Origin of the sequence: Ekhidna sp. (assembly GCF_040223195.1) — a bacterium.
In the GTDB taxonomy this organism is placed as follows: domain Bacteria; phylum Bacteroidota; class Bacteroidia; order Cytophagales; family Cyclobacteriaceae; genus Ekhidna.
Map to the genome: position 1 here is coordinate 22,833 of NZ_JAVKDX010000013.1, position 26,893 is coordinate 49,725.

Genomic DNA, 26,893 nt, shown 5'->3' on the forward strand with positions numbered 1-26,893 from the left:
CAATATCCCTATTATAAAATGCAAGAATACGGCGTAAAATCGACCAAAAGCGATCTTTCTAACCTGGGTATCAAAGTAAAAGAGGCTCATTGGAACCTAAGCCAGTCTGAGCTTATTGAAGAAACTTTGAAGCGAGGTGAAGGTGTACTTACTTCCACAGGTGCATTAATGTGTGATACCGGAAAATTTACCGGCAGATCTCCAAAAGACAGATTTGTGGTGGAGGATGCAAACACCAAAGATTCAGTTTGGTGGGGCAATGTCAATATTCCATTCTCTGAGGAGAACTTCGACAAGCTTTATAAGAAGATGGTGAAGTTTATCGAGGATAAGAAGGTGTATGTGAGAGAAGCATACGCTGGAGCGGACAAAACGCACAGACTGAGAGTGAGGGTGATCAACACGATGGCTTGGCATAACCTGTTTGCTTACAACATGTTTTTGCGACCAGACGCTTACAAACTTCAGGAATTTGATCCAAATTTCACAATCCTTTGTGTACCTGAATTTGAAGCCGATCCTGCAGTAGACGGTACCCGACAGTCGAACTTTGCCATCATCAATTTCACCAAGCGAATGATCCTGATCGGGGGAACCGCTTACTCAGGTGAAATGAAAAAAGGGATTTTCTCGGTGCTGAACTACATGCTACCTCATGAGCAAAATGTACTGAGCATGCACTGCTCTGCAAACATGGGCATTGAAGAAAGAGATACTGCCATCTTCTTCGGCCTATCCGGAACGGGCAAGACGACCCTATCTGCAGATCCAAACCGCTTGCTGATCGGTGATGATGAGCACGGCTGGACAGAAAAAAATGTATTCAACTTTGAAGGTGGATGCTATGCGAAAGTGATCGATCTGACACAAGAAAAAGAGCCGGATATCTATGACGCTATCCGATACGGAGCAATCCTTGAAAACACTAGATTCAAAGAAGGAACAAGAGAAGTAGATTACGAAAACTCTTCTGTAACTGAAAACACCAGAGCTTCCTATCCGCTTCACCACATCAGAAATGCAATGGAGCCTTCAATTGGTGGCATTCCAAAAAACATTTTCTTCCTTACATGTGATGCATTTGGGGTGATCCCTCCTATTCAGCGACTGAACAAAGGCCAGGCAATGTACCACTTCATTTCAGGCTATACATCTAAGGTAGCTGGAACTGAAGCTGGAGTAACAGAACCAGAGCCGGTATTCTCAGCATGTTTTGGAGCGCCATTCCTTCCTCTTCACCCAACTAAATACGCAGAGATGCTAGGTGAGAAAATGGACAAGCATGAAGTAAACGTGTGGCTGGTAAACACCGGATGGACAGGTGGTCCTTACGGAGTTGGGAATAGGATTAGCCTGAAATATACCAGGGCTATGATCACAGCCGCGCTTAATGGCAAACTTGACAATGTTGGCTATAGAACTCACTCCATCTTCGGGGCGGAGATCCCAACTACTTGTCCGGATGTGCCAAGCGAAATTTTGAGTCCAAGAGAGACCTGGAAAAACGACAAAGGGTTTTACCAAAAAGCAAATGACCTTGCGTCAAGATTCGTGGAAAACTTCAAGAAGTTTGAAGAGTTTGCCAATGATGAGATCATGGCCGGAGCACCTAAACCAAACGAAAGGTATAAATAGTAATCAAATAAATGAATTCAAAACCCTGATCCGCCGGTTGGCAGATCAGGGTTTTTTTATGCCTAAATATTCTAACTTCATACAACCTTTAAATCACACCCTCCATCCTACCCATAGAAAACGCCAATAACCTGTGACGGAAACTCAAATTGTTTGGATCAATCAACTGAAGAATGGAAACGAATTGGCGGCTTTCAATTTGTATAGCAGCTATTCAAAGGCCATGTACAGCACACTGACACGAATGACGAATGATACCGAGATAGCAAAAGATTTGCTACAGGAGGCGTTCGTCAGGGCATTTAGAAAAATCCATGACCTGGAAGAGCCAATGGCTTTCGCAGGATGGCTGAAGCGGATTGTAGTAAATACAGGGCTCGAGCATGTAAGGAAGAGGCAGTATCACTTTGAGAACATTGAAGAACAGGCTGATCTGGAGAATGAGGAGATCGAAGAAAAGCTGGTAGACAACAAAACATTGCATGAAGCAATAAAAGAGTTACCTGATGGATGCAGAACGGTACTGTGTTTACACCTTATTGAAGGATTCAAACACAAGGAAATTGCGGATCAGCTGGGTATCACAGAGTCAACCTCAAAGACCCAGTTTAGGCACGCGAAGAAATTATTGAAAACTAAACTTCAACATCACTATGAATATTGAAGACTTGATAAAAAAAAGGAAAGATGAGTTGGATATCGAAACTCCACCGGCCGAATTGTGGGATGGCATACGCAAGAAATGGAAACAGGAACCGAAAGGTATATCCTGGTGGAAGGTAGCTGCGGTAGTGTTTATTACTACCTCGGTGGGGCTTCTCATTCACAATATCTCGCTTCAAAATGAAGTAGAGCATTTGGCTTCCCTCGGTGACATTTCAGAGAAATATCGATCGATTGAGAATGACTACATCTCACAGGTAAATTCCATCGAATCCAGTATTCCGATAGAGCAAGCAAAATCTCAGGAAGACTATACATGGATTTTTGAGGAGCTGAAAACACTCGATGAAATCAATACACTCTACCGAAAGGATATTGGAAAAATTAATGAACAACAGCTAGTGGAGGTGCTGATGGATTATTACGAAAAGAAAATCAGACTATTGAAAAAACTAGAACTCGAAATACAAAGGACCAATAAATTCAAAAACGATGAAGAAACTAATACTAATAGCGTTAGCCTGTAGTTTTACTACGGTGCTACAAGCCAGCGATAAAGACGGAGAAACTAGAACAGCAAGCGTAAAAGTAAGCGTCTCCTCCTCAGACCTTATAAACATTCAGGCAAAGTACACGGAGCTTACAGTCGAATCCTGGGACAAGAACGAAGTGGAAATTGAGGCTACTGTGCGGTTTGATGGAAAAATCACTGACAAAGTCCAGAAATTTCTGGATGAGTTTGATCAGCATGTCAAAGACAATATTATCAAGAGCAGCACAGAATTGAAGATTGATACCAGGCTAGATGAGCCTAATAAAATCCAAATTGGAAGCAGAAATGTTGGTATTATTCTCTCCTACGGAGATGATGAACTCAAGATCAGCTATAAGATTAAAGCACCAGGAAACAACAAGTACGTGATTGCTAACTCCTATGAAGATATGCGACTGATTGGCACTTTTGATCAGGTGGAGCTGTCCCAATATTCCGGTGAGTTGGAAGCTGGCACCATAAGGAAGGCGAATATGAACCTTAAGTATGGATCAGCCACCATTCAAAGCATAGGGACAGCCAAGATGGAAATTTATGAGCAGAAGCTAAATGTGGGTACCATCGATGAATTGACAATCAACACCAAATACTCAGACCTTGATCTGAAATCATGCGGAAACCTGGAATTCGTTTCCTATGAGTCAGACATTCAAATAGGTACCGCCGAGCAACTGAGCGGCGACCTGAAATACGGTGAAATTGAAATCACCAATGAGCTAAGTGAAGCTGAAATGACGCTCTATGAGGTGGATATTGAAGCAAAGGAAATCGGTAAAATCCGACTGGAAAACAGCAAGTACTGCAGCTTTGATATAGACAAGGTGGGCAACATTCTCTTTGATCAATCCTATGAAGACGAAACCGAACTTGGCCTGGTACATACTTTCAAAAGCCTGAACTCCAAATATGGGAATCATAAAATAGGAAGACTGGCCGGCAGCCTGGACCTTGCGGCCTATGAAGATGAGATAGAGATTGAGGAGATTGGTGCTTCGGCTACAAGCATCAACATTGATGGTAAATACATTGACTCGATCATTGATACCGATGACCGGTCATTTGTACTGCTGACTGATATCAAATACGGCAAGGTGGAGTACGATGAGTCGGGAGTTGATATTAAGCGATACATCAAAGCGGATGACCGGCTTGAGGTAGAAGCCCACTCAAAAATTAAAACTACCACTCCGGTAAAAATAACTGTAAAGGGATATGAGGTTGATGTGAGGTTAAACTAACCCTCTCATGATCCATCAGTACATGCTGATGGATCAATTTACACTTAGCAATTCCACCTCAAAAATGAGATTTGTATTTGGTGGTATTGAGCCAGACCCTCTGGTACCATAGCAATACCCTGAAGGGGCATACATGGTAATTTTGCCTCCTACATTCATCTCAGGAATCATAATTTGCCAGGCTGGAATAAGACCACTTAGATTAAAAGATATTGATGGGTTTTGATCGAATACCGTTCCATCAAAAAGTGTTCCTTTATACTTCACAGTAACATTGTCAGTTACTCCCGGAGAGATTCCACCACCTTCAACATTCGTCACATAGCGAATTCCACTTTCGTGAACATCCGCTTGAATATCATTTTCATCCAGATAGGCATCAATCATTTCCAAATCGATCTCAAACTGCTCCTGAGCTGATAATCCATCATCCTTTTTGCATCCAAAAAGAATAAACATTAAAAAGAAAAGAATTCCAATTTGCTTCATATTTATCCAAATAATGCCCCTGCAATGGTTGCTGTCATCATAGTTGCTAAAGTAGCTGCTACCAGAGCCCTCAATCCCAGCCGGGATAGGTCGGCCTGACGAGTTGGAGCCATGCCCCCAATGCCTCCAATCTGAATGGCTATAGAACTAAAATTTGCAAATCCACAAAGTGCGTATGTAGAAATTATTATTGATTTTTCAGACAAAAGACCAGCAGATTTCATATCTGCCAGGCTCAGATATGCCACAAACTCATTGATTACAGTCTTCTGCCCAAGTAAACTCCCCACCTTGATCGTCTCCGCCCAATCCACACCCATGATGAAGGCAAACACCCTAAATATTTGACCCAAAATGTATTGAAGGGAAAATCCTTCAAATGCTCCATCCGTGCTTTGTACCACAAATTCATTGAGGCCAAACCACGCTCCAATTCCATCCACCAAAATCCAGTTTAATGCGAAAATTACAGCGATAAACGCAAGGAGCATCCCGGCTATGTTTATTGCAAGTTTCACTCCGTCAGAAGCTCCCCTTGCCAGAGCATCCACCAGGTTTACCCCAATATTTTCTTTATTCACGCGCAGGCTGCCATCAATTTTTTCCGGCTCGGTTTCAGGCAGAAAGATTTTGGCCATGACAATCGCGGCAGGGGCATTCATAATAGAGGCGCTAAGCAGGTAAGTAGCAAAAACCTGCTGCTGAGCCGGGTCACCTCCGCCCAAAAAAGAAACATAAGCACCAAGCACACTCCCCGCAATAGTTGCCATGCCCCCTGTCATGAGACAGTTCAACTCCGAGGAAGTCATCTTGCCAATAAAAGGACGAACTAATAATGGAGCTTCTGTTTGTCCAAGAAAGATATTGCCGGCTGCTGATAAGCTCTCAGCTCCTGATAGTCTCATAGTTTTGGCCATGATCCATGCAAACCCGTACACTACTTTTTGTAAGATTCCCAGGTAATAGAGCCCTGCCGTTACTGCTGAGAAGAAAATCACTGTTGGGAGTGCCTGAAAGACAAACAGAAAGCCAAGATTGTGTCTGGCATTGACTGCTTCGCTATTTTTTGCTAGATCCCCATACAGAAATTCAGCGCCTTTAAGACCGAAATTGAGGAACTTCACAAATCCCGCACTCATCCAAGAGAAAAGTTGATTGATGAAGTCTACATTGGCGATCATCAAACCGATAATCACCTGGATGGCAATACCGATTCCGACAAGCCGAAAATCCACTTGTCTTCTATTGCCGGAAAGGGCCCACGCAATGGCCACAAGGCCTATCAATCCGGCTATTCCTCTTAGGTATTCCATGCTTAGTTACGCTTGTTCAGCACATCCCGGATTCGAGCAGCCTTTTCATAGTCTTCTTTATCAAGCGCTTCATTCAAGAGTTTTTCCAACTCGCTTGACGATAAATCTTCAAGATTGGTTTTGGAAGGTTTAGTGACCTCTTTGTGAACGATCTCTTCCTCGTATTCATCTGTGAGTACAATTCCCGCTTCAGTCAGGATATTTTCATTGGTGTAGAAATCTACATTGAACCTTAACCCAATTGCAATTGCATCAGAAGGCCTGGAATCAATCTCAAAGATTTTACCATTATGCTCACAAATGATACGTGCGAAGAAAACACCTTCCTTCAAATCTGAGATGTACACTTCCTTGATGGAAATATCAAAGTTGTGGGAAAAGGCTTTGAACAAGTCATGGGTCATAGGTCTGTTGGGCACGATCTTCTCGATCTCAATAGCAATGGCCTGAGCCTCAAACATGCCAATAATGATAGGAAGACGTCTGTTGCCTCCTGCTTCGCCCAGCACCAGTGCGAAAGAGCCTGATTGGGACTGACTGGAAGACAGCCCCAAAATCTCTAACTTTATTTTGTCATCGGCCATTAACCCTGCGCCTTCTTGATTGCTTCTGTAAGTTTTGGAACCACTTCAAAAGCATCACCAACCACTCCGTAATCTGCTGCCTTGAAGAATGGAGCTTCCGGATCTTTATTGATCACAAGAATGTACTTGGAAGAGTTCACCCCCGCCAAATGCTGAATTGCTCCTGAAATTCCTATAGCAATATAAAGAGAAGGACTCACTTTGATACCAGTCTGGCCTACGTGCTCATGGTGCGGTCTCCAGTCCATATCGGAAACTGGTTTGCTACATCCCGTTGCAGCGCCAAGTGCCTTAGCCAGCTCTTCAATCATTCCCCAGTTTTCAGGGCCCTTAAGCCCTCGTCCTCCCGATACTACCAGGTCAGCTTCCGGAAGAAGGATATCCCCCTCTGCTTTCTCAGTTTTAGTCGTTTTTACTGTGAAGTCAGAATCATTAATGGTTGGAGAGAAAGTCTCAACCTGAGGTGCACTACCATCTTCTTTTATGGCAATTGCATTTTTCTTAATGATGATAATTTTCTTATCGCCTTCAAGACTGGTATTTGCGAAAGCTTTGCCTGTATAAATGCTCTTTTTAACGGAATACCCTCCCGATGTGTTAGGTAAATCTGTCACATTAGAAGCCAGCGCTGCATCCACTTTAATAGATACTCGTGCTGAAACCGGATCTCCTAGAGAGCTCTTTGCCAGAACTAAGAGGTTAGCAGCTTCTTTCTTCATGGCCTCAGCAATGGTCGAAGCATAAGCCATAATATTGGGTGATGCTAGCTTCTCGTCTGTCACATGTAATACCTTGCTCGCTCCAGCCTTACCTATTTCGTCCATATCGGAGACATTGCCAAATATAATAGCCGTCACATCTCCTGCCACGGCATGGGCATAGCTTACAGCCTCAAGCGATGATTTCTTTACTTTTCCTTCGTCAGTTTCTACAAATGCTAATGCTGCCATTGTTATATAACTTTTGCTTCGTTCTTCAATAAATTAACTAGTTCATCCATATTGTCCGGCTCTACCAACTTCACCGAACCTTTTGCTGGTGGCAATTCAAATTTGCTCACCTTGGTTTTTGGAGCGTCACCTGTAGGCTCCTTCACCTCCAAAGGCTTGGTTCTTGCGCTCATGATCCCTCTCATATTCGGAATCTTCCATTCAGCAATGGGCTCCTGACATCCTGCCACGAAAGGCAGAGGTAGTTCCATATACTCTTTGCCGCCTTCTATTTCCCGTGTAATCTTTGCAGAATTACCGTCTACATCCAATGTCATAACCGGAGAAAGTGATGGTATGCCCAACAACTCTCCAACCATACTATGAACCTGGCCGCCATTGAAATCGATGGACTCTCGCCCCATCAAAATCAAATCATATCCGCCATCCTTCGCCACAGCTGCTATTTGTTTTGCAACAAACAAGGCGTCCTCAGGAAAAGCATTCACACGGATCGCATCATCGGCACCAATCGCCAAAGCTTTTCGGATGGTTGGCTCTGTTTCTGCCTCGCCCACGTTCAATACAGTGATGCTGCCACCAGACTGTTCCTTCAATTCCACCGCTCGGGCTAAGGCATAATCGTCGTATGGGCCAATGATAAACTGAACACCATTTTTGTCAAATTTGGTGTCACCGTCAGTGAAAGCAATGCGTGATGTGGTATCAGGCACATGCGTAATACAAACTAATATCTTCATTTATAATCGAGTGTTTTAAAAAGAAACAAGCGAGAGGTCAATCGGTTCAACTACTCCCAATTTTTCGAACCTCGAAGTTAGCAATTATGCCGAATTTGGGAAGCTTCTAAAGAGCCCTTTTCTTAAAATCTGATCGTGCTGTGACACATTCGGATATTCAGGTTTTTACTTTAACTGGCCGACTCAAGTCAATGACGGGCAAATGACGGGTATATTGCAACGTGATTATTTGCTGGTAAGCCCGGTTTCCAAATAGCATTGCAGAAAAAAACAATCATGAAACAACCCGAACTCGGACAGAGACTGGCAGATCTTAGGCGGCAAAAAAACCTAACACAGGAAGAACTGGTAGAAGCGTGCAATGTAAGCGTGCGTACGATCCAGCGAATTGAGTCTGGCGAAGTGACTCCACGGACATCAACCGTTAAGATTCTGCTTTCTGCCCTGGACGCAGATTTCGAAAGCTTTAAGAGCACCATCCAAACGACCAGACCGGATAATTATCTCCGATCTGTAGAATCCTGGCTTCAGGTCGCATGGATTTCCGGTATTGTATATTTCATTTTGGGATTTCTTGACACTGTACTTGAGTACGAACGCCTGGAAAATTTATATGAAGTGGAATCTATCGGCTTTTTCATAGCGGTAAAGTTGGGTTACTTTTTCTCCTATTTATTTTTCATTTATGGAATGGTTAAACTTGGGGACTACTTTTCAAACTACCTGCTGAAAATATCAGGATTTCTGCTAATCGGTCTTTTTGCAATAATTACCTTCTTCGACATTTTTAGCATCTTTTATGAAATGAGCGAGACCAACCTACTGACATTGGGAGCTGGTGAGTCGATCTGTGTGGGTGCGGTGGCTATCATCTTTGGTGTGGGCTTGATGCGACTTCAGGATGGAATGGGTCAGCTGGCAAAAGTCGCGGGAGGTTTTGAGATTGCCGTAGGTGTCTTTTTTGTCCTGGTCTTTCTCTTTTGGTTAGGTTATCTCATGTTGATACCGGCAACCATCTTGGAGATCATCCTTCTGTTCAAAGGAATGGAATTCATCAAGTCTGAACGATTAAACAGCTAAAATCATGAAAAAAGTCAGCTGTTTGGTCGGTCTCATGGGACTGGGGTGGTTACTCTATTATCTATTCCAACCCATTGTTGACTGGAATTTTGGCTGGGAACCTATTCCAGCATCTGTAACTAATCAAAGGTTTGAGGGAGTAGAATCCCCTGTTTTTACCGATCTGATTGCATCATCGAAACAGCATCTGGATAGCATTCGCGCAGCAACCTCTTCCCCTTCCATTTCCATAGCTACCATGGTACAGGGCAGAATGGTTTGGAGCTATGCCATTGGATTTCAAGACATAGGAAATCAAATCCCCGCAGATACCAGCACCCAATACCGAATAGGTAGTGTTTCAAAGGCACTCACTTCCCTCGGGCTAGGCAGAATGATTGAAAAAGGGCTTATCCACCCTGACACATCTGTACAGTACTATACCAATGCGTTTCGAGATAAGCCAGCCATTACTATCAGCCAACTTGCTTCCCATCAGTCTGGTATCCGTAACTACGAAACATGCTTTTGCTTTCCCATTTGGGAATACTATCGTGACAAAGAATTCGAAAGCATTGAAGCAAGTCTGGCTGATTTTGAGCAGGACAAGTTGCTTTTCAAGCCAGGATCAGCTTTTGCCTACAGTTCCTACAATTTCACGGCACTGAGCCTCGCCGTGGAGAAAGCTTCAGGAGTTGAATTCATTGACTATATGAGCAGAAAAGTATTTGCTCCTTTGGGGATGAACCTTTCCGAACCGGATCGCAAAGATGAGTTTGCGGCCAGGCGTGCTATTCCATATGATACAGATCGTGGAATGTACAAGGAGGTATTTTCTGTTAATCTTAGCAATAAATGGGCTGGAGGTGGATTCATTTCGACTCCCTTGGATCTGGCCAGGGCCGGGAATGCACTTCTCGATTCAACTTTTTTAAGTCCTGAAACAGCGGAAATACTCACCACTCCTCAACGACTGGATAATGATTCCATCAATGAACAGTATTACGCATTGGGCTGGAGGCACAGTATTTCAGAGCGGTACTTTAAGGGTGAAAAAAAGGTTGAAGTATTTCATCACGGCGGAATGGCTGTCGGTGGACTTGCACTATTGATTGTTTACCCGGAGTATGACCTTGTGATGGCCATTACCATGAATAAATCCGGTCAGCAAGGTCAGTTTGAGCTGTTTGACTATATCACTCCAATCGCTGAGTCATTCATCCGGAGAATTGAAGAAAAGCGATCAGGTAGTACCTTCGCAAAATGAGCGAAGAAGTTGATGTACTCATTGTTGGGGCAGGCCCAATAGGTCTGGCATGCGGTATCGAATGTGAAAAGGCAAACCTACCCTATGTCATTGTGGATAAGGGTTGCCTGGTCAACTCACTCTACAATTACCCTCGCAACATGACTTTCTTTTCTACCTCAGATCGATTGGAAATTGGAGGCGTGCCATTTATCTCTCACAATCCAAAACCAACACGATCAGAAGCTCTCGAATATTATCGCCGAGTAGCTTCTTCGTGGAAATTGAAAACACGTCTGTACGAGCGAATTGAAAAAGTCGAAAAAGAGGACGAGTTGTTTAATATCCATTCAAGTAAGCAAGGGTATCGAGCAAAGAATTTAATCATTGCCACCGGGTTTTACGATCTCCCTTATTTGCTCAATGTGCCTGGTGAAGAGCTACCCAAGGTGAAGCACTATTATGACGAACCTCATCCCTACTATGACATGGATGTAGCCGTGGTAGGTGCCGCCAACTCCTCCGTAGATGTGGCATTGGAAGTGTACCGGAAAGGTGCCAAGAGTGTGACCATGGTGATACGTGAGGAAGAGATCAATCCGAGAGTAAAATACTGGGTTAGACCAGATATTGACAACCGGATCAGGGAAGGATCGATCACTGCCCATTTTAACAGCAATATTACCCGTATAGCAGAGCGCTTCATTGATGTCAGAACTCCAAATGGAGACATTATCATTGCCAATGATCTTGTGCTAGCCATGACGGGCTACCAGCCTGACTTTTCATTTCTCGAGCATGTAGGTGTGGAGATTGGAAATGATGAATTTAAAACTCCGGCCTATTATGAAAAGACTATGCAAACGAATGTGAAAAATGTATATCTGGCGGGAGTCATCTGTGGCGGACTAAAAACCAACGCCTGGTTCATTGAAAACTCCAGAGAGCATGCAGAGATGATTATCAAATCAATCAAAAAAAAGTGAACACAGAACGAATCAAATTATTGAAAGAATTCATCTCGGGCGAGCCAGATAATCCATTCAATACATACGCTCTGGCCATGGAGTATTATGAGATTGATCCGTCGGAATCTCTTGCTTTGCTCCGCTCACTTCTTCAGGATCACCCTGAATATCTCCCTTCCTATTTCAAAGCTGCACACTTGCTCTGGGATACGGAAAATTGGGAAGAAGCCGATGCGGTATTCCAAAATGGAATCCGGCTTGCGGAAAACCAAGGCGATCAAAAAGCTTTGGGAGAATTAAAGTCTGCCTACCTGAATTTTCAGTTTGATCGAGACTAATCTTGTTTTATTTATCCAATGTTTGGTAGTCCTTTAGACCTCTATTAGCCTCCACATGCCTGCGAACTACTACAATCTGAGTCGTTGCAGTCAATATCTCCATCTCCATCATTGTCAACCGCGTCATCACAAAAGACTTCCGGGCAGCCTGATATACCTTGACAATTAAAATCATTACAATCCACAAAACCATTACAATCATTGTCAATCATATCATCGCAAGCAACCTCACCCTCGGGACCTTCTTCATTTTCGCAAATACTTGAACAACCATCAAATGAAGTGGTGTTGCCATCATCACAATCTTCACAATCATCAACTATTCCATTTCCACAGGTTTCATCCGATTGGCATGTTGCATTACACCCATCTCCGCTTACTGTATTGCCATCATCACACACCTCACCTACATCAACATACCCATTTCCACATGTTTCATCTGACTGACAAGTATCATTGCATCCATCTCCACTCATGCCATTTCCATCATCACAGACTTCACCAATGTCGAGTACCCCATCACCACATACTGCTGATTCTGCATCTCCATCGCAATTCTCATCTATGCTGTTACCTTTTATCTCAGCAGCATCCGGATTAATGTCAGCATTTGTGTCATCGCAATCATCTCCATTATCAACATATCCTTCAGGAGCAACATCGCCAATTTCCATTTCTTCTGGATTACCAAACCCGTCTTCGTCAGCATCTTCAAACCAGGTAAGGTCCTTTAAACCATCACAGTTTTCATCAACGTCATTATCAGGAATCTCATCTTCATCCGGATTAATGGATGCATTTGTATCATCGCAATCTGTATTATCCAGTACATATCCCTCGGTCAATTCAGTAAGCTCCGTTTCAGTGTTAGGATTCCCGAAACCGTCATTATCCTTATCCTCATAAGTAGTTATTGTCTCCGCATCTCCTCCCTCATCATCTTTGCATCCTGATAGATATAGTAGGAAAAATCCACATACAAAGAAGAGAATGTATAGTAAAGCTGGTCGTAATTTCATTAAATGATCAGTTTGGTGAACCCTCAATTTAGATAAAATTCACGAATGCCAAAAACTTAACCTGCTATAAATTAGGCACTTACAATAGAGAAAATACTAGATGTAGGTAGTTTGAAACCTAACCACGATCTTCCCGAACGAATCCGGTGCTTTGAACCGGTCAAAAGCAGCGAGGTAATCATGGAGTTCATACACCTTGTCCACAGTCGGTTTAATTTGGTATTTGTTCACCCAGTCCAGCATCTCCACAAACTCCTCATCACTCCCCATCGTGGAGCCCATGATCTGAGCCTGAGACCAAAACAACCTAAATACATCCACCTTCTCCGGATAGCCAGTCGTGCTTCCATACATCACAATCCGGCCTGCTGGCTTAATGATTCTAAGGTAATTGTTTAGCTGGTTCCCTCCGGCACTGTCAATGACTGCATCAAACCCTCCAAGTGCGGCAGCTTCCTTCGCCCACTTCTCATCTCGGTAGTTGAAACCGCCTATCACGCCTGCTTCCTTTACCCGCTCAATCTTCTTTTCGCTCCCACTGGTCACGTACACTTCCGCACCAGCAGCCAGGGCAAACGAAATGGCAAACTGGCTCACTCCACCACCTGCACCCGTAACAAGCACCCTTTTTCCGGTCTTTGCGCCTCCTTTTTTGATGGTAGCCCTGAAAGCTGTGAGGCCTCCTAGTGGCAATGCGGCAGCTTCTTCATCACTGAGATGATCAGGTTTTTCCTTCAGGCGATGGGCAGGCACTTTGATGTATTCAGCCAGCGTTCCATTGGTTGGCATGCCTAAGACTGAGTATTTCGCCGACTGAACTTCAGGATTGTCCCCCCAATCCACGTTTGGATTGATGATTACCTTTTTTCCTTTCCACGCCGCGGGACCTTCGGCTACCACACCACACCCGTCTGATCCCAGTACCGTACCAAACTGAATGCCCGGATACATGCCTTCCCTGATCCACTGATCCCTTCTGTTGAATGCGGAGGCAGACAGTTTCACCAGGCACTCATCACCCGATACTTCAGGGGTATCAATATCCACCAATTGAATCGGTTCCGATTCTTGTGTTATTGTGATGGCTTTCATTTATCAGTTACAAGTTTTTAGCTGCAAGTAGCAAGCAGAAATACTCAATTTTACATCAGAACGGCGCATCATCCTCTTCCTGATCGTCCCCATTTGCTTTACTTGGTAAGGTAATGGTAAAATCAGAGTTGGATGGACCGGAAGTTGGGAACGAACCAAACCCACCGCCCTGATCTCCGTCCCAGTCGGTAAACTTGGTGAACTTGCCAATGAACTTAAGATTAACTGTATCAAGAGAGCCGTTTCTATGCTTCGCAATGATCACCTCACCGAGTCCTTGTAGCGGCATACCTGATTCATCCGTATCCAGACCGTAATATTCCGGACGATACAGGAACATGACCATATCTGCATCCTGCTCGATTGATCCTGATTCCCTCAAGTCAGAAAGTTGTGGTCGCTTGTCACCTCCCCTGGTCTCTACGGCCCTGCTCAACTGCGAAAGTGCGAGCACCGGCACATTGAGTTCTTTGGCTATTCCTTTTAGCGCTCGGGAGATCGAAGCAATCTCTTGCTCCCGGTTTCCTCCACCCTTGCTGCTATCGCCACTCATCAACTGCAAGTAGTCAATAATGATCAGCTTCACTCCATGCTGGGCCGCCAGCCTTCTGCACTTGGCCCTCAGCTCCAGAATACTGAGTGCAGGAGTGTCATCGATAAAGATAGGAGCTTCCGAAAGCTTCCTGGTTTTGTGGATCATCTGCTCCCACTCATAATCAGCCAGGTCACCTTTCTTGATTTTCTCACTCGGCAATTCTGCTTCTGCTGAGATCAGACGATTGACTAGCTGTACGGAAGACATCTCCAGAGAGAAGATGGCAACCGGAGTATTGAAATCGATGGCTGCATTTCGAAGGGCAGAAACGACAAATGCTGTTTTACCCATACCCGGACGAGCCGCAATGATCACCAGATCGGAAGGCTGCCAGCCGGAAGTGACACGATCAAGGGCGGAAAATCCACTAGGAACCCCGGTAAGGCCGTCTTTGCGGTTCTTCCGAATCTGAATCTCATCAATAGCCTGGTGCATGAGCGTATTCATCTTATCATAATTTTTCCGAATGTGCGATTCGGAAACCTCAAATAATGATTGCTCAGCCCGATCTAATAATTTGAATACATCGATGGTATCCTCGTAAGCGTCCTTTTGTATTTCGGAAGAGATGCGGATCAGCTCCCGCTTGATGGACTGCTCCGCAATAATCCGGGCATGATACTCGACGTTTGCTGCAGAGTTTACCTTGGTGGTAAGCTCAGCCACATAGTGAGCACCTCCAACCACTTCCAGTTTTCCAACTTTTCTTAGCTGGTGTGTTACGGTTTTAATATCAATCGGCTGACTGTCATTAAAAAGGTCAACGATTGCCGCATAAATTTCCTGATGGGCATCCCTGTAAAAACTTACCGGATGTAGGATGTCTATCACATTAGAAAGTGCATCCCGCTCCAGCATCAATGCCCCCAGCACTGCTTCTTCGATTTCCACTGCCTGAGGTGGCAGCTTACCCAGATGCTCTGAAAGTGTGGAAAGACCTATCCTTCGGCTTTTTGCTGTAGTTGCGGACGTTTGCTTAGCTCCTTCCATTCAGGGTATTCTGTTTAAGTTGTGATCGGGTTTACAAACTTAAGTTGTAAACGCACTGATGCACTTATTAATACACCTGTCTTTATCTTCAAAGTTCCCACAAGTTTTCCACACCAACTATCTACTTATCACTATCCACCTGCTACTTAGTTCTTTCCACTATCTTTGATCGCTTACCCGTAAATTCAGCATTTTGTTCAAACTCAATCTAAAAAATCCGTTGGTGGTCTTCGATCTGGAAACCACCGGCACGAATATTTCTCAAGACCGAATCGTGGAGATTGCCATGGTGAAAGTGATGCCTGATGGCACCATTGAAGAGAAATGCCGCAAGATCAACCCAACCATCCCGATACCGGCAGAGACCAGCATGATCCACGGGATTTACGATGAGGATGTAAAAGACGAGCCAACGTTTGCACAGGTAGCCAAGTCACTGGCACAGTACCTGGAGGGGTGCGATTTGTCGGGGTTCAATGTGCTGGGCTTTGATGTGCCCATGCTGGTGGAGGAGTTTCTACGTGCCAATGTGGACTTTGAGATCGACAACCGAAAAATTGTGGATGCTCAGAAGATCTTTCACCTGATGGAGAAACGAAACCTGACGGCAGCCTATAAATTCTACTGCGGGAAAGACCTGGAAAATGCCCACAGTGCCCTGGCCGACACCCAAGCAACGTACGAGGTGCTGGTTTCCCAGATAGAAAAGTATGAAGGACAGGAAGCATTTGACGGGTTGGGCAATAAGCTCTCCACGATCGAAAACGACATGGGCGTGCTTCATGGACTCACCACTTCCGACCGGGTAGACCTGGCAGGACGCATGATCTATAAGGATGGCGTGGAAGTTTTCAACTTCGGGAAGCATAGAGGCAGGCCTGTATCCGAGATTCTCGAAAAAGAACCAAGCTTTTACGATTGGGTGATGAAAGGCGATTTTCCACTGGATACCAAGCGAAAACTCACCAAGATCAAGCTCAAGGGGTTCAATCGATAAGCCTGGCCGGTAACCTCCACCCGGGTTTGCAAATTCACAAGAATATCTAAGTATCTTAGGGTATTATTTGCAGCAGATCATCACAAGAACTACTGAGTCAAAAACCTGTATATTATATTATATTTGACTTTTACCTAGCCTATGTCTACTAGTTTTAAAAAGAACGCTAGCTTTCGCCTGTTCATCCTGATTACGATCGTAATAACCATCTACCTCTTTCTGGTATGGTTACTTGTTATGGTAGAAAAGGATAGTGATCAGTCTGCGCTAAACAATTATTCAAATGCGATCTGGTACTCTCTGGTGACACTAACCACCGTAGGGTACGGCGACATATTCCCGGCTACTATTTGGGGAAGGTATATTTCATTAATTTTTATCCTGACAAGTATCGGGATATTCGGAATTTTAATCGGACAACTTACTACACTTATGACAACAATCAAGGAAAACAAAAAGCTGGGGTATTCAGGCACGAATTTTACCAACCATGCTGTTATTATTGGGTGGAATGAATTTGGCTGGCACGTGGTGGATCAGTTGGTTGGGGTTGGCCGCAGGGTCGCTATTGTGACTAACCGAAAAGACGATGTGGATCTGATCCGGGAGAAGTATAGCCCCAAAAGTGTGTTCGTTCTTTTCTGTGACTATAACAATCATGAGTTCATCAAGAAGGCAAACGTGGATGAAGCAACCATCGTGTTTGTAAACATGATGGATGATACCGACAAGCTGGTTTATGTGCTTAACTTAAAGAAGGTTTTCCCTGAAACTGAATTTGTCGTTACACTGGAAAACGGTGATCTGAAGAATACATTTCTTGCGGCCGGAGTGAGTAACACTATTTCTACACAAGAAATCTCCTCAAAACTTCTGGCCTCATACATGTTTGAACCGGATGTAGCTTCCTACAGTGAGTCGGTACTGTCCTATGCAAAATCTGATAGTGATTATGACATAAAGCAGCTACTCATCACTCCAAACAATCCGTACAATGGCAAGCCCTATCAGGATGTATTTTTTGACTTGAAAAAGCGATACAATTCTGTGCTGATAGGAATAACCAAGCGGGATAAGTTTGGTCATAAGAAACTGATAAAAAATCCGCTGGGAGAACTGAAGGTAGGTACCGGTGATTACCTCATTATTTTATTGAATGGGAAAGCATTTAAACTCTTGAAGCGTGTATTCGGAGTTGAGGAAGGAATGGTAAAAGACAGAAGGAAATGAAAAAGCTTTTAGTGATTGGATTATTGGGTGCATTGGTGAGCTGTGAAAACCAGGACATCAATGAAGGTGAGAAATTTCGTCCGCGAGAGCTACATGACAGCTTTGAATCATCTCATTTCACTAAAATCAAGGTAGATGGGGTGGAATATTTGATGATGGAACGTGATAACAATAACCCCCATGAGGGCTTTGGTTTCATGGCGTTTAGAGCCAATAAGCTAATGGAAAAGCAAGACACGATCATCTCCTACCTGAAAACGCTTCAGTATTTTCAAAATAAGATGTATTCTCGGATGTTTCAGATTCCCGTGGATTCCGGACAAGCTGAATTCAATCGGATATTTCTAGAAAATCTGGATCTGGAAAGAGTGGAACTTGAAGAACTGGAGAAAGAAGATTTGGTTAATCTGGGGGATTCTTCAACAAGTCAGGAAGAAGAGGAATAATCCTCTTCCACCATACTGTTTTTTAACTGAAGAAAGATTTCAATTCGCGAAGGGCATTTGCCAAATCCGCATCAATATCTGCTCGCTCGATAAGCTCTTTACCAACCTTTTCTGCATCGATCAACTCGTCTTTGTCCTTGAATACCTCATCCAGGATATTGCAGTCGTCGATGAGTGAGTAAAGAATAGTAAATGCCGGAGAGGGTTTGGCATTCTTAAATACGATCGCCTTAAGGTTGTTTCTGATTTCCTGCTCAAATGCATAATTGGCATTGTCCATTCTGTCGGAAAGCGGAATCCAAAGAAGCTTTGTCTCTTCTTTTCTCAGAATACCTCGCTGAACAAGCAGTGCATTTAAATCGTCCTGAATGTCCTTAAACTTTCCTGACATGGACTTAACCTGGTCAATGAAAGAAGGCCCTGTTTGAAGCTTCTTAAGCACATTGTCAAGGATGCCATTTCCGGTTCCTATTGTGTCCACCACAGAAACATTACCGCCTTCGAGTTTGATCTTCTTTAATAGATAGAGCTCAAGGATACATGCTGCAATTACTCCGGGTACAACCGTTTTTTCAGCAGCAGCTAAAATCCTTCCTTCTTCGTCATCCAGTGCTATTAAATAAAATCCTTCTGCAATGCTTAGTTTCATAGTTGGTTTACTTTTAAAAATGCAAAGTTTTTCAAAGAGCGAATTTCATAAATTTTACTTAAACTAGGATACCCCAAAGATTATTTTTTCAGTAAAGCACCAATGGTCAGTCCCTGCACAAGTATTGAGAATACCACTACGCAATAAGTGGTGAATAGAATAGTATCTTTTACAGCTTCAGGAAATGCAACATCTGTAAGGGATAGTGCCAGCGCTACAGAAATTCCGCCTCGCAACCCACCCCAGGTCAGTATTTGAATGGTCTTTGGCTCAAAGGTCCTGAATGGTTTCATAGCAAAGATTGGAATGGTCACTCCTAGTAGCCTTGCAGTCAACACTATTATGATTCCAATACCACCAATGGCCAGGTTGCTCATGGTAAAAGACTCTGCAATGACAAGCATCTCCAATCCAATTAGAATGAACAAAATAGCATTCAATGCTTCGTCCAGAAGGTGCCAAAATTTGAATACATACTCACCGGTCGCATTGGCTAGCTTTTCATCCCGTCCCTGATTTCCAATGAATAGTCCCATCACCACCATGCCAAGTGGTGCAGATACATGGATCATCTCAGCAATACGCCCACCTACCATCACGAGTGTCAAGGTGACAAGGACTTCAAGTTCCACATGATCATTGTCTATGAAATTCAAAAGCTTAAATCCAACAAATCCGAAAATAGCCCCCAGCAATAGCCCTCCAAAAACTTCCACTCCGAAGAGCATTGCCACACTGGCAGCTGTAATTTCACCTTCGCCATGCCCGCCTGGTTCATGTATTCCAGCCTGGGCTTTTGCGATTCCCAGAATAGTCAAAAATATTACTACCCCCACCCCGTCATTGAAGAGGGATTCACCAGCAATCTTGATCTCCAGCTTCTTAGAAAGACCATATTGTTTGGTTAGGGCAAGCACTGCAATAGGGTCAGTAGGTGATATAAGCGCACCAAACAATAAGCAATAAATCAAATCAATTTCATACCCGATCATTGGGAATATCCAATAGACGAGAAAGCCTACAATAAACGTGGACAATAGTGTACCTACTGTAGCCAGCACGAAAACGGGCACCCGCTCTTCTATAAGTTTACCCAAGTTGGTTGAAAGCGCCCCGGCGAACAGGAGGAAGTTCAGCATGACGTTCATGAGTACTTCCTCAAAATCAAATTCTTCTATGATATGCTCCGCACCTTCGGTTATTGATGGCAGGAATTGCCCCAAAACAAGGATGGTCAGTGACATTATCAACGCTATGAACATCAAACCAATGGTTGATGGTAGCTTTAACACCGTGATATTGATCAGGGTAAAAGCGGCCGCCATGAAGATGAGGAGGGTAATTAATTCTAATATACTCATTGGTAATGTGGTAGAAGTTTCTTTTGGTTTAGATTAGTGAAAGCAAAATAAATAAATAAAGAGTACGAAAAAAATTGTACACTTCAAGCGGAAAAATAGCTCCATTTATGCTCAATTCACCAATTCCGACTTTGATTCAGTATTTTTCCTTACGAGCCGTCAATAGAAATCCTTACTTCAAAAACACATGGCCCCTGCTGCTCCTGACCATACTTTTCTGGGGCTGTTCCAGTGTGAAGCAACTGGCAGTAGAAAGGGATGTGACAAGGCTCCTGAATCAGTCTGAAGTGTTCTCCAGCCAGTTTACCGGCTTTAGCCTCTTTGATATTGAAGCGAACCAGTTTGTGACGGCACATAACTCTACTTTGAAATTTACCCCGGCCTCCAATACCAAGCTGCTGACCCTGTATGCCACGCTCAAATCGTTTCGTGATTCCATTCCATCCTTTGCTTATCAAAAGAAAGACTCTTCGCTTTTAGTAGCCCCCTTAGGGGATCCAAGTTTCCTTTACAAACCTTTCAGGAGGCAGCCTGCCCTGGTGCTCCTCCAGTCAGCCAAGAACATCCAAATAAGCTGGCCGGCAAATGATCCCGAACCATTCGGATCGGGTTGGGCCTGGGATGATTATATCTACAATTTCCAGACTCAGCGCAGTTGGTGGCCGATCTATGGCAACACGGTGAGCATTCAAAAAGTGGATGATTCACTAACGGTCACTCCTTCGTTCTTTGAAGATTATGTAGAAGTGCTTGAGCAAACACGACCGGGCGAGTTGGTAGACAGGGAGCTAAAGTTTAATGTCTTTAAAGCCTACCTGGAAAGTGACACCTCAGACTTTGAGCGGATCATTCCCTTCGAATATTCAAGGGAGCTATTGCTGGAGCTTTTGCAGGACACCCTTGAGGCAGAAGTTTCCTTTGATGGTTCGTCCCTGATCAAGCCAGACACCCTTTACAGCCAGCATGTGGATACACTGCTTGCCTACATGCTCAAACCCAGTGACAATTTCCTTTCCGAGCAGCTCCTGCTGATGGCGGCCAGGCAAAATGGATTTGAAGATGTTGAATCATTCATCGATCACATCCGAATTACATGGCTGACTGGCCTGACGGACATGGTGTGGGTGGACGGATCCGGCCTTTCCCGCTACAACCTGATTGCCCCGGTGGATCAGGTGCGGCTGCTCAAGCAGTGTCATGATGAATTTGGATGGGAGCGTATGACAGCCCTGCTCCCTACAGGAGGGGAAGGCACGCTGGAAGACCTTTATCTCACAGATGAGGATGAAAGCCCATACATCTTTGCAAAAACAGGCACGCTAAGCAACAACCACAGCCTGAGTGGCTACCTCATCACCCGCTCCGGCAAGCGCATGATCTTTTCATTTATGAACAATCACTACACCCGACCCACCGAGGAAGTGAAGCGGGCTATGGAGCAGTTTCTGCTATCTGTTCGAAATGCTTACTGATTGTATTCCCTCACCAAACCTCCTGTAAGTCTCATCAGGGTCACCTTTGAATCAATCAGGTTGTAGATGGCCTGCAGCTCCAGAATGGCGGCAGAGAGATAAGTGTTTTGAATAGTCCTGTAATCGAACGAGTCAATGGATCCATTTTCAAACTTATCTCTGGCGATATCCAGGTTTTGCTTCGCAGCATTCTTTCTCCTCACATTGATATGATAAAGCTGTTTTCTCACATTATACTGATCCACGGCTTGCTTCAAATCCCGTCTCAGGGAAGTTTTTAATCGATCTACACGTATTTCACCAATATTCTCCAAGAGCTGGGCACGCTGGATCGCCCTGTTTATCCGTCCGCCATTAAAAAGCGTAAACGAGACAGTAAAGTTTACTCCATAGTTCAGGTTTTGGTTGTTTCCAATTGTCAAGACATCAACCACATTGCCATTGCTATCTCTGATCTCTCTTCTGTTTAGTGGCCAATCGCTTACATCCTGCTCATTTCTGGTGAACGTGTAGTTGGCACCAATCGAAAGTGTAGGATATCGGTCCCATCTTCGGAGGTCGGTATCAAGTCCTAAAACAGCCTGGGTGATGTATTGCTTCTTCACATCCACATTTTCAGTTTCCATCAGATTGATCAGGTTGGCTAGATCCACGTCGATCACTTCCCTGTCCAGCGAATCCGTCAATGTATACACTGGAGCTGGCTCCTGAACACCCAGTAAGAAGTTAAGATTTGAAATAGCATTTTGATATAACAACGTCTGATTAACGACGCTTACTGAATCAGTGAGATAATTGCTCTCCTCCAGCAGTAAATCACTTGTATTGGCACTACCAATGTCCCTTCGTACTTTGACTCGAATATACTTGTCCCGGCTCAGCTTAAGCTGCTCCTCAAATTGTTCCAACCGTTCTTGCTCCAGAACAGCAATGTAATACCCAAGAATGGTGGACTGGATGGTATTCGCAATTACAATACTTGCATTACCCTCTGATTCTGCTTGTAGTTGCTCCAACCTTCGCTTCGACATCTGGATGTTGTAAATGCTAAGTAGATTCCAGTTGAGGTTTATCGAGGGCTGAATTTGGGTGGTCTTGGTCTGACCCAAAATCTGAAACGGGTTGATCGCCTCCTGATTCTCAAAAACCGCTTTACTTCCAACAATAGAGGTGGTGAGAGAAGGGAAAATACCTGCTTCCCCCCAATTATTATTCAACGTAGCTACCTCGATATTACCCTTCTCAATCTGGATGTCAAAGTTGTTTGAAAGCCCGGCTTCAATGGCCTGCGACAAAGAAAGGGTCTCCTGTGCACCGGACTGAAGGGCGCATAGTATGAATATAGAAAGTATGAAATACTTCATTAATTATTTTGAAAGTTTATCGTAAAGTGATTTAAGGGTTGCCTTGAAAATGAAATTTTCGGAAGCTGTTATGAGCGGTACTTTTTCAGATGAATTCATCCCAAGAATGGCTTTATCATCATCCTCTTCAAAATACAAATCAGATTTGGTTAGACTTGACTCAATTGTACTTATTCCCTGTTTTTTGATTAAAAGAAAATTATCCCCACTCTCTATTCTAAATCCTGAATATTCCACAAACCTATTGAGCCCCTTATAAAAGAGGAAAAATCCAAGTATTCCTATTGATGTATTTAATGAAGCACCAAAAAGGAGTTGAGCTTGAAACTTTTCGAATAGAATGATTTTCCATGAATTCAATGCTGATCCCAAAGACAACATCAAAATGAAGCCCAGAAAAATTCCTACGATATCCCACACATTAGCTTTTGTGCTTCTTAAAATAATTAGGCTGTTCCCATCTTGCTTATGAGTAAATCCAATATTACTTAAGTAGGTAAGTTCCTCAATGGAACTATTGTAATCATTTACTGATTCGATAAGATCTCTATAGTCTCCTTCGGGTATACCTCTACTCTCCAAAATCTTATATATCGCATATTTTGCCTCCAAATTCAGGTCATCAGGGCTAGACGCTAGCTCAAATAATTGCGGATCGTCTAACAATTTAAATTTTGTCATATAACTACTCATGCAGCCTGTCTTTTTTCTTCAGTTCGTTTTTCGTCAATTATCACCCTTTCAACATCTTCCCTTAATGGTTCTTCCCCATTCCAAAGCCTCTTAGCATACCTTCTCAGGTCATTGGCGATCAGGATAAATACCGGGAAAAACAGGAGGATGATGAAGGTACCAAATAGTACGCCATACGCCACTGAGATTGCCATCGGGATCAGGAACTGCGCCTGAAAGCTAGTTTCCTTGATGAGCGGGTAAAGACCCAGCACGGTCGTCAGAGACGTAAGCATGATCGGCCTGAAACGGGCAATACCTGCATTGTAAGCCGCCTGATACACTGTCTGTCCCTCGTCTTTTACCAGCGAGTTGTATTTGGAAAGAAATACCACTGCATCATTGATGATGACCCCCATCAGGGCAATCATTCCCCATAAGCTCAGCATGGAAACCGGCTTAGGCGTGGCGCTGATCCAGGTTTCAATCCCGTGACCTAATATCCCCGAGAACCATCCAAGCGGAACCATCAGGATCACCAGGATAGCCTGGTATACTGATCGGAAGTTGATCATGAGAATGAACAGAATGCAAATAAATGCTCCCAGAAAATAGGTGCCCATTTCACTGGCCGAGCGCGCACGCTCTTCTGCTTGTCCTCCGTAATCCACACGCACGGTTGGAAATTTCGCTAGCATTTTAGGCACAATTTCCTGTTCCACTTTTGAAAGAATCACATTGGCGTCACCAAAAGGATCCACCATATCTGCCTCCACCGTCACTGAGCGTGATGCCTCGTAATGTTTAATGCCTGAGACCCCTCGATTGATGTTGTAATCGGCAAGCTGGGTGAGCGGATATTCCCGGTCACCATCTTTGATTTTTACCGTTTCCAACTGGTCTATGCTTTTCCGGTCTTCCTTGGGGTACCTCACCCAGACACGGATTTCATCATTGCCTTTCATGAATCGCTGCACCTCCTCACCGAAGAATCCCTGGCGAAGCTGCTGCGTAATATCATTATTGGTAAGACCAAGGAAATAGGCCTGGGTAAGCAATTCAAGCTGTACCTCCCGGTTCCCTATGGGAATGTCATCGGTCACATCCTTTAAGGCTGGCATTTGGTCAAGCTCTGAAATTAAATACTCCTTTGCTTCTGCCAGCTCTTCGTAGTTCTTGCCCAGGATTCTCACCGATACCGGCTTACCCCATCTGCTCCTGCCACCTATCGCGAATTTTTCTGCCTCCAGCACCGGGCCAATTTCTGCTCTCAGCTTATTAATAATGTCATATTGGTTAATCCCAAATTCATCCAGCTCCTCGTGAAACACATTGACTCCACCTGTATGTGATCCTGACTCAAAGGATGAATTGCCAATATTCGTAAAGGTGTTTAATACAATGTTTTTGTCTGTATTCAGTTCTTCCTTAAATTGATCATTCACCCGCCATACCGCTTCGTCAAATTTCTTCAGATACCCTTCTACTTTATCCTCACGCTCGCCCGGCTTAAATGCCACCTCTATATTCACACTATTGAAAGCGATGGGTGGAAAAAGTGTGGAAGGGATGATTCCGCCTTTCATTAATCCTACCACGATCATCACAAAAGCCACAACCATGGAAACGGAAACCGCACGGTATTTCATGGTAAACTTAAGCGCCCGGCCATACATCTGAATTCGCATGAAGTCTATGATCTTATTCAGGAAAGACCTGATCTTATAGCTTCGTGTATCTTCCTTCTTGGTAGAAAGCACGTGCTTGCTGGAAAGGTGGGCTGGCAACACAAAAAATGCTTCAATAAGGGAGAATCCAAGGCTGAAGATCACAACAATGGCCATATCCCTGAGCATCTCAAAGCCTCCCGTCAGAAGTAAAAGCGGGGTAAATGCCACCATGGTAGTGATAATGGAGGTGAATACCGCAGGCACCACTTCCATCGTGCCCTGCACTGCAGCCTTGATGGGATTGCCATGCTTTTCAAAATGCGAATAGATGTTTTCAGCAATCACGATTCCATCATCCACGAGAATTCCAATCACCAGGATCATCCCGAACAGGGAGATCATATTGATTGTGAGGCCAACGAAAGTTCCGAGGATAAACATCCCCAAAAAGGAAGATGGGATACCCCATGCCACCCAGAATGACAATCTTAAACTCAGGAACAGACCTAATGAAATGAGTACAAGAATAAGACCTACCACGCCATTTCCGGTAAGCATGTCCAGGCGTTGATTGAGCAACGACATAAAGTCCCAGGTCATGGTCAACTGCACGGCATCATTCTTTTCATTGAACTCAGCCACATAGCTGTTTACTACATTTGATATCTCTTCCAAATCTTCCCGCTCCAATCTCCTTACCTCAATGAAAACTGCGCGTTTACCGCTCAGAAAGGATTTGTTTGGCTGATCTGCAAACTTCTCTTCGATAGTCGCAATGTCTCTCAAAAGCAAGTTTTGACCATCGGCATTGCTGCGAATCACGATATCGCCAATCTTGTCGGCATCCGTGTCCTTTGATCTGGCACGGATCAGAATTTCCTCTGTGGAAGTCTTCACTGATCCGGCAGAAACATCCCGGTTATTCACCCGAACAGCGTTCGCAACTTCGGTGAACGTCAGATTGTACCTTCGAAGCACATCTTCCGGCACCTCAATGGCAATTTCCAACGGAGGAAAACCGGAAATACCCACCTGGGAAATCACTCCGGTTGCCAGCAACTCATCTTCCACCCCTTCTGCAAATTGTTTCAGGGTATTCAAATCCACATCTCCTGTCAGGGCAAGCCACTGGGCAGTAGTCCTGGATTTTTGCTTTACGATAATGGGCTTTTCAGCACCGGCTGGGAATGAGCTGATTCCATCTACCGAGTTTTTCACATCGGTATAGAGCTCATCGATATCGTACCCGTCAATTTTTTGAATGTTGATTGAAGCGAAGTTTTCTGACGAAGTAGATGTGACCTGATAGATACCCACTACACCCTTTAGCGCCTCTTCCACTTTCAGGGTCACCCCCTCTTCCATCTCGTCTGGAGATGCTCCGGGGTAGGAAACGGAAACGGTAATGTTCTTATCCTCCAGTGTAGGGAAGAACGACTTTTTGGTATTGAGCATGCTCACCACCCCACCAACCAGGGTGAGCGCAATGAGGATATTCGCAAGTATGGGATACTTTACGAAGTACTCGATTAATCCTTTGATTGTACTCATGACTTACGT

Annotated in this window: 25 protein-coding genes; 12 read left to right on the forward strand and 13 right to left on the reverse strand. The window is 44.1% G+C overall.

All coding sequences use genetic code 11. The features are described from left to right. Window positions 1-18: 18 nt before the first annotated feature. The 4 genes from pckA to RLN88_RS06345 all read left to right on the forward strand — a co-directional run bounded on the left by pckA (window position 19) and on the right by RLN88_RS06345 (window position 4,089). On the forward strand, window positions 19-1,635 hold the full coding sequence (pckA, locus tag RLN88_RS06330; RefSeq protein WP_350220542.1) for a phosphoenolpyruvate carboxykinase (ATP): 1,617 nt from the start codon (window positions 19-21) through the stop codon (window positions 1,633-1,635). A 133-nt stretch (window positions 1,636-1,768) separates the two neighbouring features. After that, window positions 1,769-2,299: an RNA polymerase sigma factor gene (locus RLN88_RS06335; protein WP_350220543.1), complete on the forward strand. Its 531-nt coding sequence runs from the start codon at window positions 1,769-1,771 to the stop codon at window positions 2,297-2,299. Beyond that, window positions 2,289-2,825: a hypothetical protein gene (locus tag RLN88_RS06340; RefSeq protein WP_350220544.1), complete on the forward strand. Its 537-nt coding sequence runs from the start codon at window positions 2,289-2,291 to the stop codon at window positions 2,823-2,825. Before RLN88_RS06335 ends, RLN88_RS06340 begins: the two co-directional genes overlap by 11 nt. Beyond that, window positions 2,791-4,089 carry a hypothetical protein gene (locus RLN88_RS06345; RefSeq protein ID WP_350220545.1) on the forward strand — a complete coding sequence of 433 codons (1,299 nt, stop codon included), beginning with the start codon at window positions 2,791-2,793 and terminating at the stop codon, window positions 4,087-4,089. The genes RLN88_RS06340 and RLN88_RS06345 overlap by 35 nt, the downstream gene beginning before the upstream one ends. 33 nt (window positions 4,090-4,122) lie before the next feature. Here RLN88_RS06345 and RLN88_RS06350 read toward each other — a convergent pair whose 3' ends face one another. From RLN88_RS06350 to RLN88_RS06370, 5 genes are read right to left on the reverse strand one after another with little or no spacing between them, the layout of a single operon-like run. Next, entirely contained in the window at window positions 4,123-4,578 is a 456-nt protein-coding gene (locus tag RLN88_RS06350) for an FKBP-type peptidyl-prolyl cis-trans isomerase (protein ID WP_350220546.1), read from the reverse strand. Window positions 4,579-4,580: 2 nt separating this feature from the next. Next, the gene (locus RLN88_RS06355) at window positions 4,581-5,891 is read right to left on the reverse strand and encodes a NupC/NupG family nucleoside CNT transporter (RefSeq protein WP_350220547.1); all 1,311 of its coding nucleotides are present in this window, start codon (window positions 5,889-5,891) and stop codon (window positions 4,581-4,583) included. 2 nt (window positions 5,892-5,893) lie between these two features. Continuing rightward, on the reverse strand, window positions 5,894-6,475 hold the full coding sequence (locus RLN88_RS06360) for a bifunctional nuclease family protein (RefSeq protein WP_350220548.1): 582 nt from the start codon (window positions 6,473-6,475) through the stop codon (window positions 5,894-5,896). Beyond that, the gene (locus RLN88_RS06365; RefSeq protein ID WP_350220549.1) at window positions 6,475-7,425 is read right to left on the reverse strand and encodes an electron transfer flavoprotein subunit alpha/FixB family protein; all 951 of its coding nucleotides are present in this window, start codon (window positions 7,423-7,425) and stop codon (window positions 6,475-6,477) included. Before RLN88_RS06365 ends, RLN88_RS06360 begins: the two co-directional genes overlap by 1 nt. A 2-nt stretch (window positions 7,426-7,427) precedes the next feature. Continuing rightward, a complete protein-coding gene (locus RLN88_RS06370) occupies window positions 7,428-8,165 on the reverse strand; it encodes an electron transfer flavoprotein subunit beta/FixA family protein (RefSeq protein WP_350220550.1) in 738 nt (245 codons plus the stop codon). 276 nt (window positions 8,166-8,441) lie between these two features. Between RLN88_RS06370 and RLN88_RS06375 the strand changes: the two genes are divergently transcribed. Genes RLN88_RS06375 through RLN88_RS06390 form a run of 4 tightly spaced genes read left to right on the forward strand, consistent with a single transcriptional unit; the run spans window position 8,442 to window position 11,776 of the window. Continuing rightward, window positions 8,442-9,245 carry a helix-turn-helix domain-containing protein gene (locus tag RLN88_RS06375; RefSeq protein WP_350220551.1) on the forward strand — a complete coding sequence of 268 codons (804 nt, stop codon included), beginning with the start codon at window positions 8,442-8,444 and terminating at the stop codon, window positions 9,243-9,245. Between the two features lie 4 nt (window positions 9,246-9,249). After that, on the forward strand, window positions 9,250-10,491 hold the full coding sequence (locus RLN88_RS06380; protein ID WP_350220552.1) for a serine hydrolase domain-containing protein: 1,242 nt from the start codon (window positions 9,250-9,252) through the stop codon (window positions 10,489-10,491). Then, window positions 10,488-11,456, forward strand: a complete 969-nt coding sequence (locus tag RLN88_RS06385) for a YpdA family putative bacillithiol disulfide reductase (RefSeq protein ID WP_350220553.1) — start codon at window positions 10,488-10,490, stop codon at window positions 11,454-11,456. The genes RLN88_RS06380 and RLN88_RS06385 overlap by 4 nt, the downstream gene beginning before the upstream one ends. Further along, complete coding sequence (locus RLN88_RS06390; RefSeq protein ID WP_350220554.1) at window positions 11,453-11,776, forward strand: tetratricopeptide repeat protein; 324 nt, start codon at window positions 11,453-11,455, stop codon at window positions 11,774-11,776. The genes RLN88_RS06385 and RLN88_RS06390 overlap by 4 nt, the downstream gene beginning before the upstream one ends. Before the next feature lie 44 nt (window positions 11,777-11,820). Here RLN88_RS06390 and RLN88_RS06395 read toward each other — a convergent pair whose 3' ends face one another. The 3 genes from RLN88_RS06395 to dnaB form a co-directional block, all read right to left on the reverse strand. Next, a complete protein-coding gene (locus RLN88_RS06395; protein WP_350220555.1) occupies window positions 11,821-12,795 on the reverse strand; it encodes a MopE-related protein in 975 nt (324 codons plus the stop codon). Between the two features lie 96 nt (window positions 12,796-12,891). Continuing rightward, on the reverse strand, window positions 12,892-13,887 hold the full coding sequence (locus RLN88_RS06400) for a quinone oxidoreductase family protein (RefSeq protein WP_350220556.1): 996 nt from the start codon (window positions 13,885-13,887) through the stop codon (window positions 12,892-12,894). Between the two features lie 55 nt (window positions 13,888-13,942). Beyond that, window positions 13,943-15,472, reverse strand: coding sequence for a replicative DNA helicase (dnaB, locus tag RLN88_RS06405; RefSeq protein ID WP_350220557.1), 1,530 nt, complete (start codon window positions 15,470-15,472; stop codon window positions 13,943-13,945). Window positions 15,473-15,665: 193 nt separating this feature from the next. Between dnaB and RLN88_RS06410 the strand changes: the two genes are divergently transcribed. The 3 genes from RLN88_RS06410 (at window position 15,666) to RLN88_RS06420 (ending at window position 18,145) form a co-directional block, all read left to right on the forward strand. Next, window positions 15,666-16,469, forward strand: a complete 804-nt coding sequence (locus RLN88_RS06410) for an exonuclease domain-containing protein (protein ID WP_350220558.1) — start codon at window positions 15,666-15,668, stop codon at window positions 16,467-16,469. A gap of 141 nt (window positions 16,470-16,610) precedes the next feature. Further along, the gene (locus RLN88_RS06415) at window positions 16,611-17,699 is read left to right on the forward strand and encodes a potassium channel family protein (protein ID WP_350220559.1); all 1,089 of its coding nucleotides are present in this window, start codon (window positions 16,611-16,613) and stop codon (window positions 17,697-17,699) included. After that, on the forward strand, window positions 17,696-18,145 hold the full coding sequence (locus RLN88_RS06420; RefSeq protein WP_350220560.1) for a hypothetical protein: 450 nt from the start codon (window positions 17,696-17,698) through the stop codon (window positions 18,143-18,145). The genes RLN88_RS06415 and RLN88_RS06420 overlap by 4 nt, the downstream gene beginning before the upstream one ends. 22 nt (window positions 18,146-18,167) lie before the next feature. On the opposite strand, the gene RLN88_RS06425 is transcribed toward RLN88_RS06420, so the two are convergent. Together RLN88_RS06425 and RLN88_RS06430 are read right to left on the reverse strand one after the other, a co-directional pair. Beyond that, complete coding sequence (locus RLN88_RS06425; RefSeq protein ID WP_350220561.1) at window positions 18,168-18,794, reverse strand: GOLPH3/VPS74 family protein; 627 nt, start codon at window positions 18,792-18,794, stop codon at window positions 18,168-18,170. 80 nt (window positions 18,795-18,874) lie between these two features. Then, window positions 18,875-20,155: a cation:proton antiporter gene (locus tag RLN88_RS06430; RefSeq protein ID WP_350220562.1), complete on the reverse strand. Its 1,281-nt coding sequence runs from the start codon at window positions 20,153-20,155 to the stop codon at window positions 18,875-18,877. A gap of 107 nt (window positions 20,156-20,262) precedes the next feature. On the opposite strand from RLN88_RS06430, the gene RLN88_RS06435 reads away from it, so the two are divergent. Beyond that, window positions 20,263-21,627 carry a D-alanyl-D-alanine carboxypeptidase gene (locus RLN88_RS06435; protein ID WP_350220563.1) on the forward strand — a complete coding sequence of 455 codons (1,365 nt, stop codon included), beginning with the start codon at window positions 20,263-20,265 and terminating at the stop codon, window positions 21,625-21,627. Here the strand turns inward: RLN88_RS06435 and RLN88_RS06440 are convergent. From RLN88_RS06440 to RLN88_RS06450, 3 genes are all read right to left on the reverse strand, one after another. Next, window positions 21,621-22,991, reverse strand: coding sequence for a TolC family protein (locus RLN88_RS06440; RefSeq protein ID WP_350220564.1), 1,371 nt, complete (start codon window positions 22,989-22,991; stop codon window positions 21,621-21,623). The genes RLN88_RS06435 and RLN88_RS06440 overlap by 7 nt on opposite strands. Before the next feature lie 3 nt (window positions 22,992-22,994). Further along, on the reverse strand, window positions 22,995-23,603 hold the full coding sequence (locus tag RLN88_RS06445) for a hypothetical protein (protein WP_350220565.1): 609 nt from the start codon (window positions 23,601-23,603) through the stop codon (window positions 22,995-22,997). Between the two features lie 77 nt (window positions 23,604-23,680). Next, entirely contained in the window at window positions 23,681-26,884 is a 3,204-nt protein-coding gene (locus tag RLN88_RS06450; RefSeq protein WP_350220566.1) for an efflux RND transporter permease subunit, read from the reverse strand. Window positions 26,885-26,893 lie beyond the last annotated feature (9 nt).

Coding starts and splice junctions, on each gene's coding strand:
- pckA (WP_350220542.1), top strand. CDS start 19: ATGCAAGAATACGGCGTAAAATCGACCAAAAGCGATCTTTCTAACCTG.
- RLN88_RS06340 (WP_350220544.1), top strand. CDS start 2,289: ATGAATATTGAAGACTTGATAAAAAAAAGGAAAGATGAGTTGGATATC.
- RLN88_RS06345 (WP_350220545.1), top strand. CDS start 2,791: ATGAAGAAACTAATACTAATAGCGTTAGCCTGTAGTTTTACTACGGTG.
- RLN88_RS06350 (WP_350220546.1), bottom strand. CDS start 4,578: ATGAAGCAAATTGGAATTCTTTTCTTTTTAATGTTTATTCTTTTTGGA.
- RLN88_RS06355 (WP_350220547.1), bottom strand. CDS start 5,891: ATGGAATACCTAAGAGGAATAGCCGGATTGATAGGCCTTGTGGCCATT.
- RLN88_RS06360 (WP_350220548.1), bottom strand. CDS start 6,475: ATGGCCGATGACAAAATAAAGTTAGAGATTTTGGGGCTGTCTTCCAGT.
- RLN88_RS06365 (WP_350220549.1), bottom strand. CDS start 7,425: ATGGCAGCATTAGCATTTGTAGAAACTGACGAAGGAAAAGTAAAGAAA.
- RLN88_RS06370 (WP_350220550.1), bottom strand. CDS start 8,165: ATGAAGATATTAGTTTGTATTACGCATGTGCCTGATACCACATCACGC.
- RLN88_RS06375 (WP_350220551.1), top strand. CDS start 8,442: ATGAAACAACCCGAACTCGGACAGAGACTGGCAGATCTTAGGCGGCAA.
- RLN88_RS06380 (WP_350220552.1), top strand. CDS start 9,250: ATGAAAAAAGTCAGCTGTTTGGTCGGTCTCATGGGACTGGGGTGGTTA.
- RLN88_RS06385 (WP_350220553.1), top strand. CDS start 10,488: ATGAGCGAAGAAGTTGATGTACTCATTGTTGGGGCAGGCCCAATAGGT.
- RLN88_RS06395 (WP_350220555.1), bottom strand. CDS start 12,795: ATGAAATTACGACCAGCTTTACTATACATTCTCTTCTTTGTATGTGGA.
- RLN88_RS06400 (WP_350220556.1), bottom strand. CDS start 13,887: ATGAAAGCCATCACAATAACACAAGAATCGGAACCGATTCAATTGGTG.
- dnaB (WP_350220557.1), bottom strand. CDS start 15,472: ATGGAAGGAGCTAAGCAAACGTCCGCAACTACAGCAAAAAGCCGAAGG.
- RLN88_RS06415 (WP_350220559.1), top strand. CDS start 16,611: ATGTCTACTAGTTTTAAAAAGAACGCTAGCTTTCGCCTGTTCATCCTG.
- RLN88_RS06420 (WP_350220560.1), top strand. CDS start 17,696: ATGAAAAAGCTTTTAGTGATTGGATTATTGGGTGCATTGGTGAGCTGT.
- RLN88_RS06425 (WP_350220561.1), bottom strand. CDS start 18,794: ATGAAACTAAGCATTGCAGAAGGATTTTATTTAATAGCACTGGATGAC.
- RLN88_RS06430 (WP_350220562.1), bottom strand. CDS start 20,155: ATGAGTATATTAGAATTAATTACCCTCCTCATCTTCATGGCGGCCGCT.
- RLN88_RS06435 (WP_350220563.1), top strand. CDS start 20,263: ATGCTCAATTCACCAATTCCGACTTTGATTCAGTATTTTTCCTTACGA.
- RLN88_RS06440 (WP_350220564.1), bottom strand. CDS start 22,991: ATGAAGTATTTCATACTTTCTATATTCATACTATGCGCCCTTCAGTCC.
- RLN88_RS06450 (WP_350220566.1), bottom strand. CDS start 26,884: ATGAGTACAATCAAAGGATTAATCGAGTACTTCGTAAAGTATCCCATA.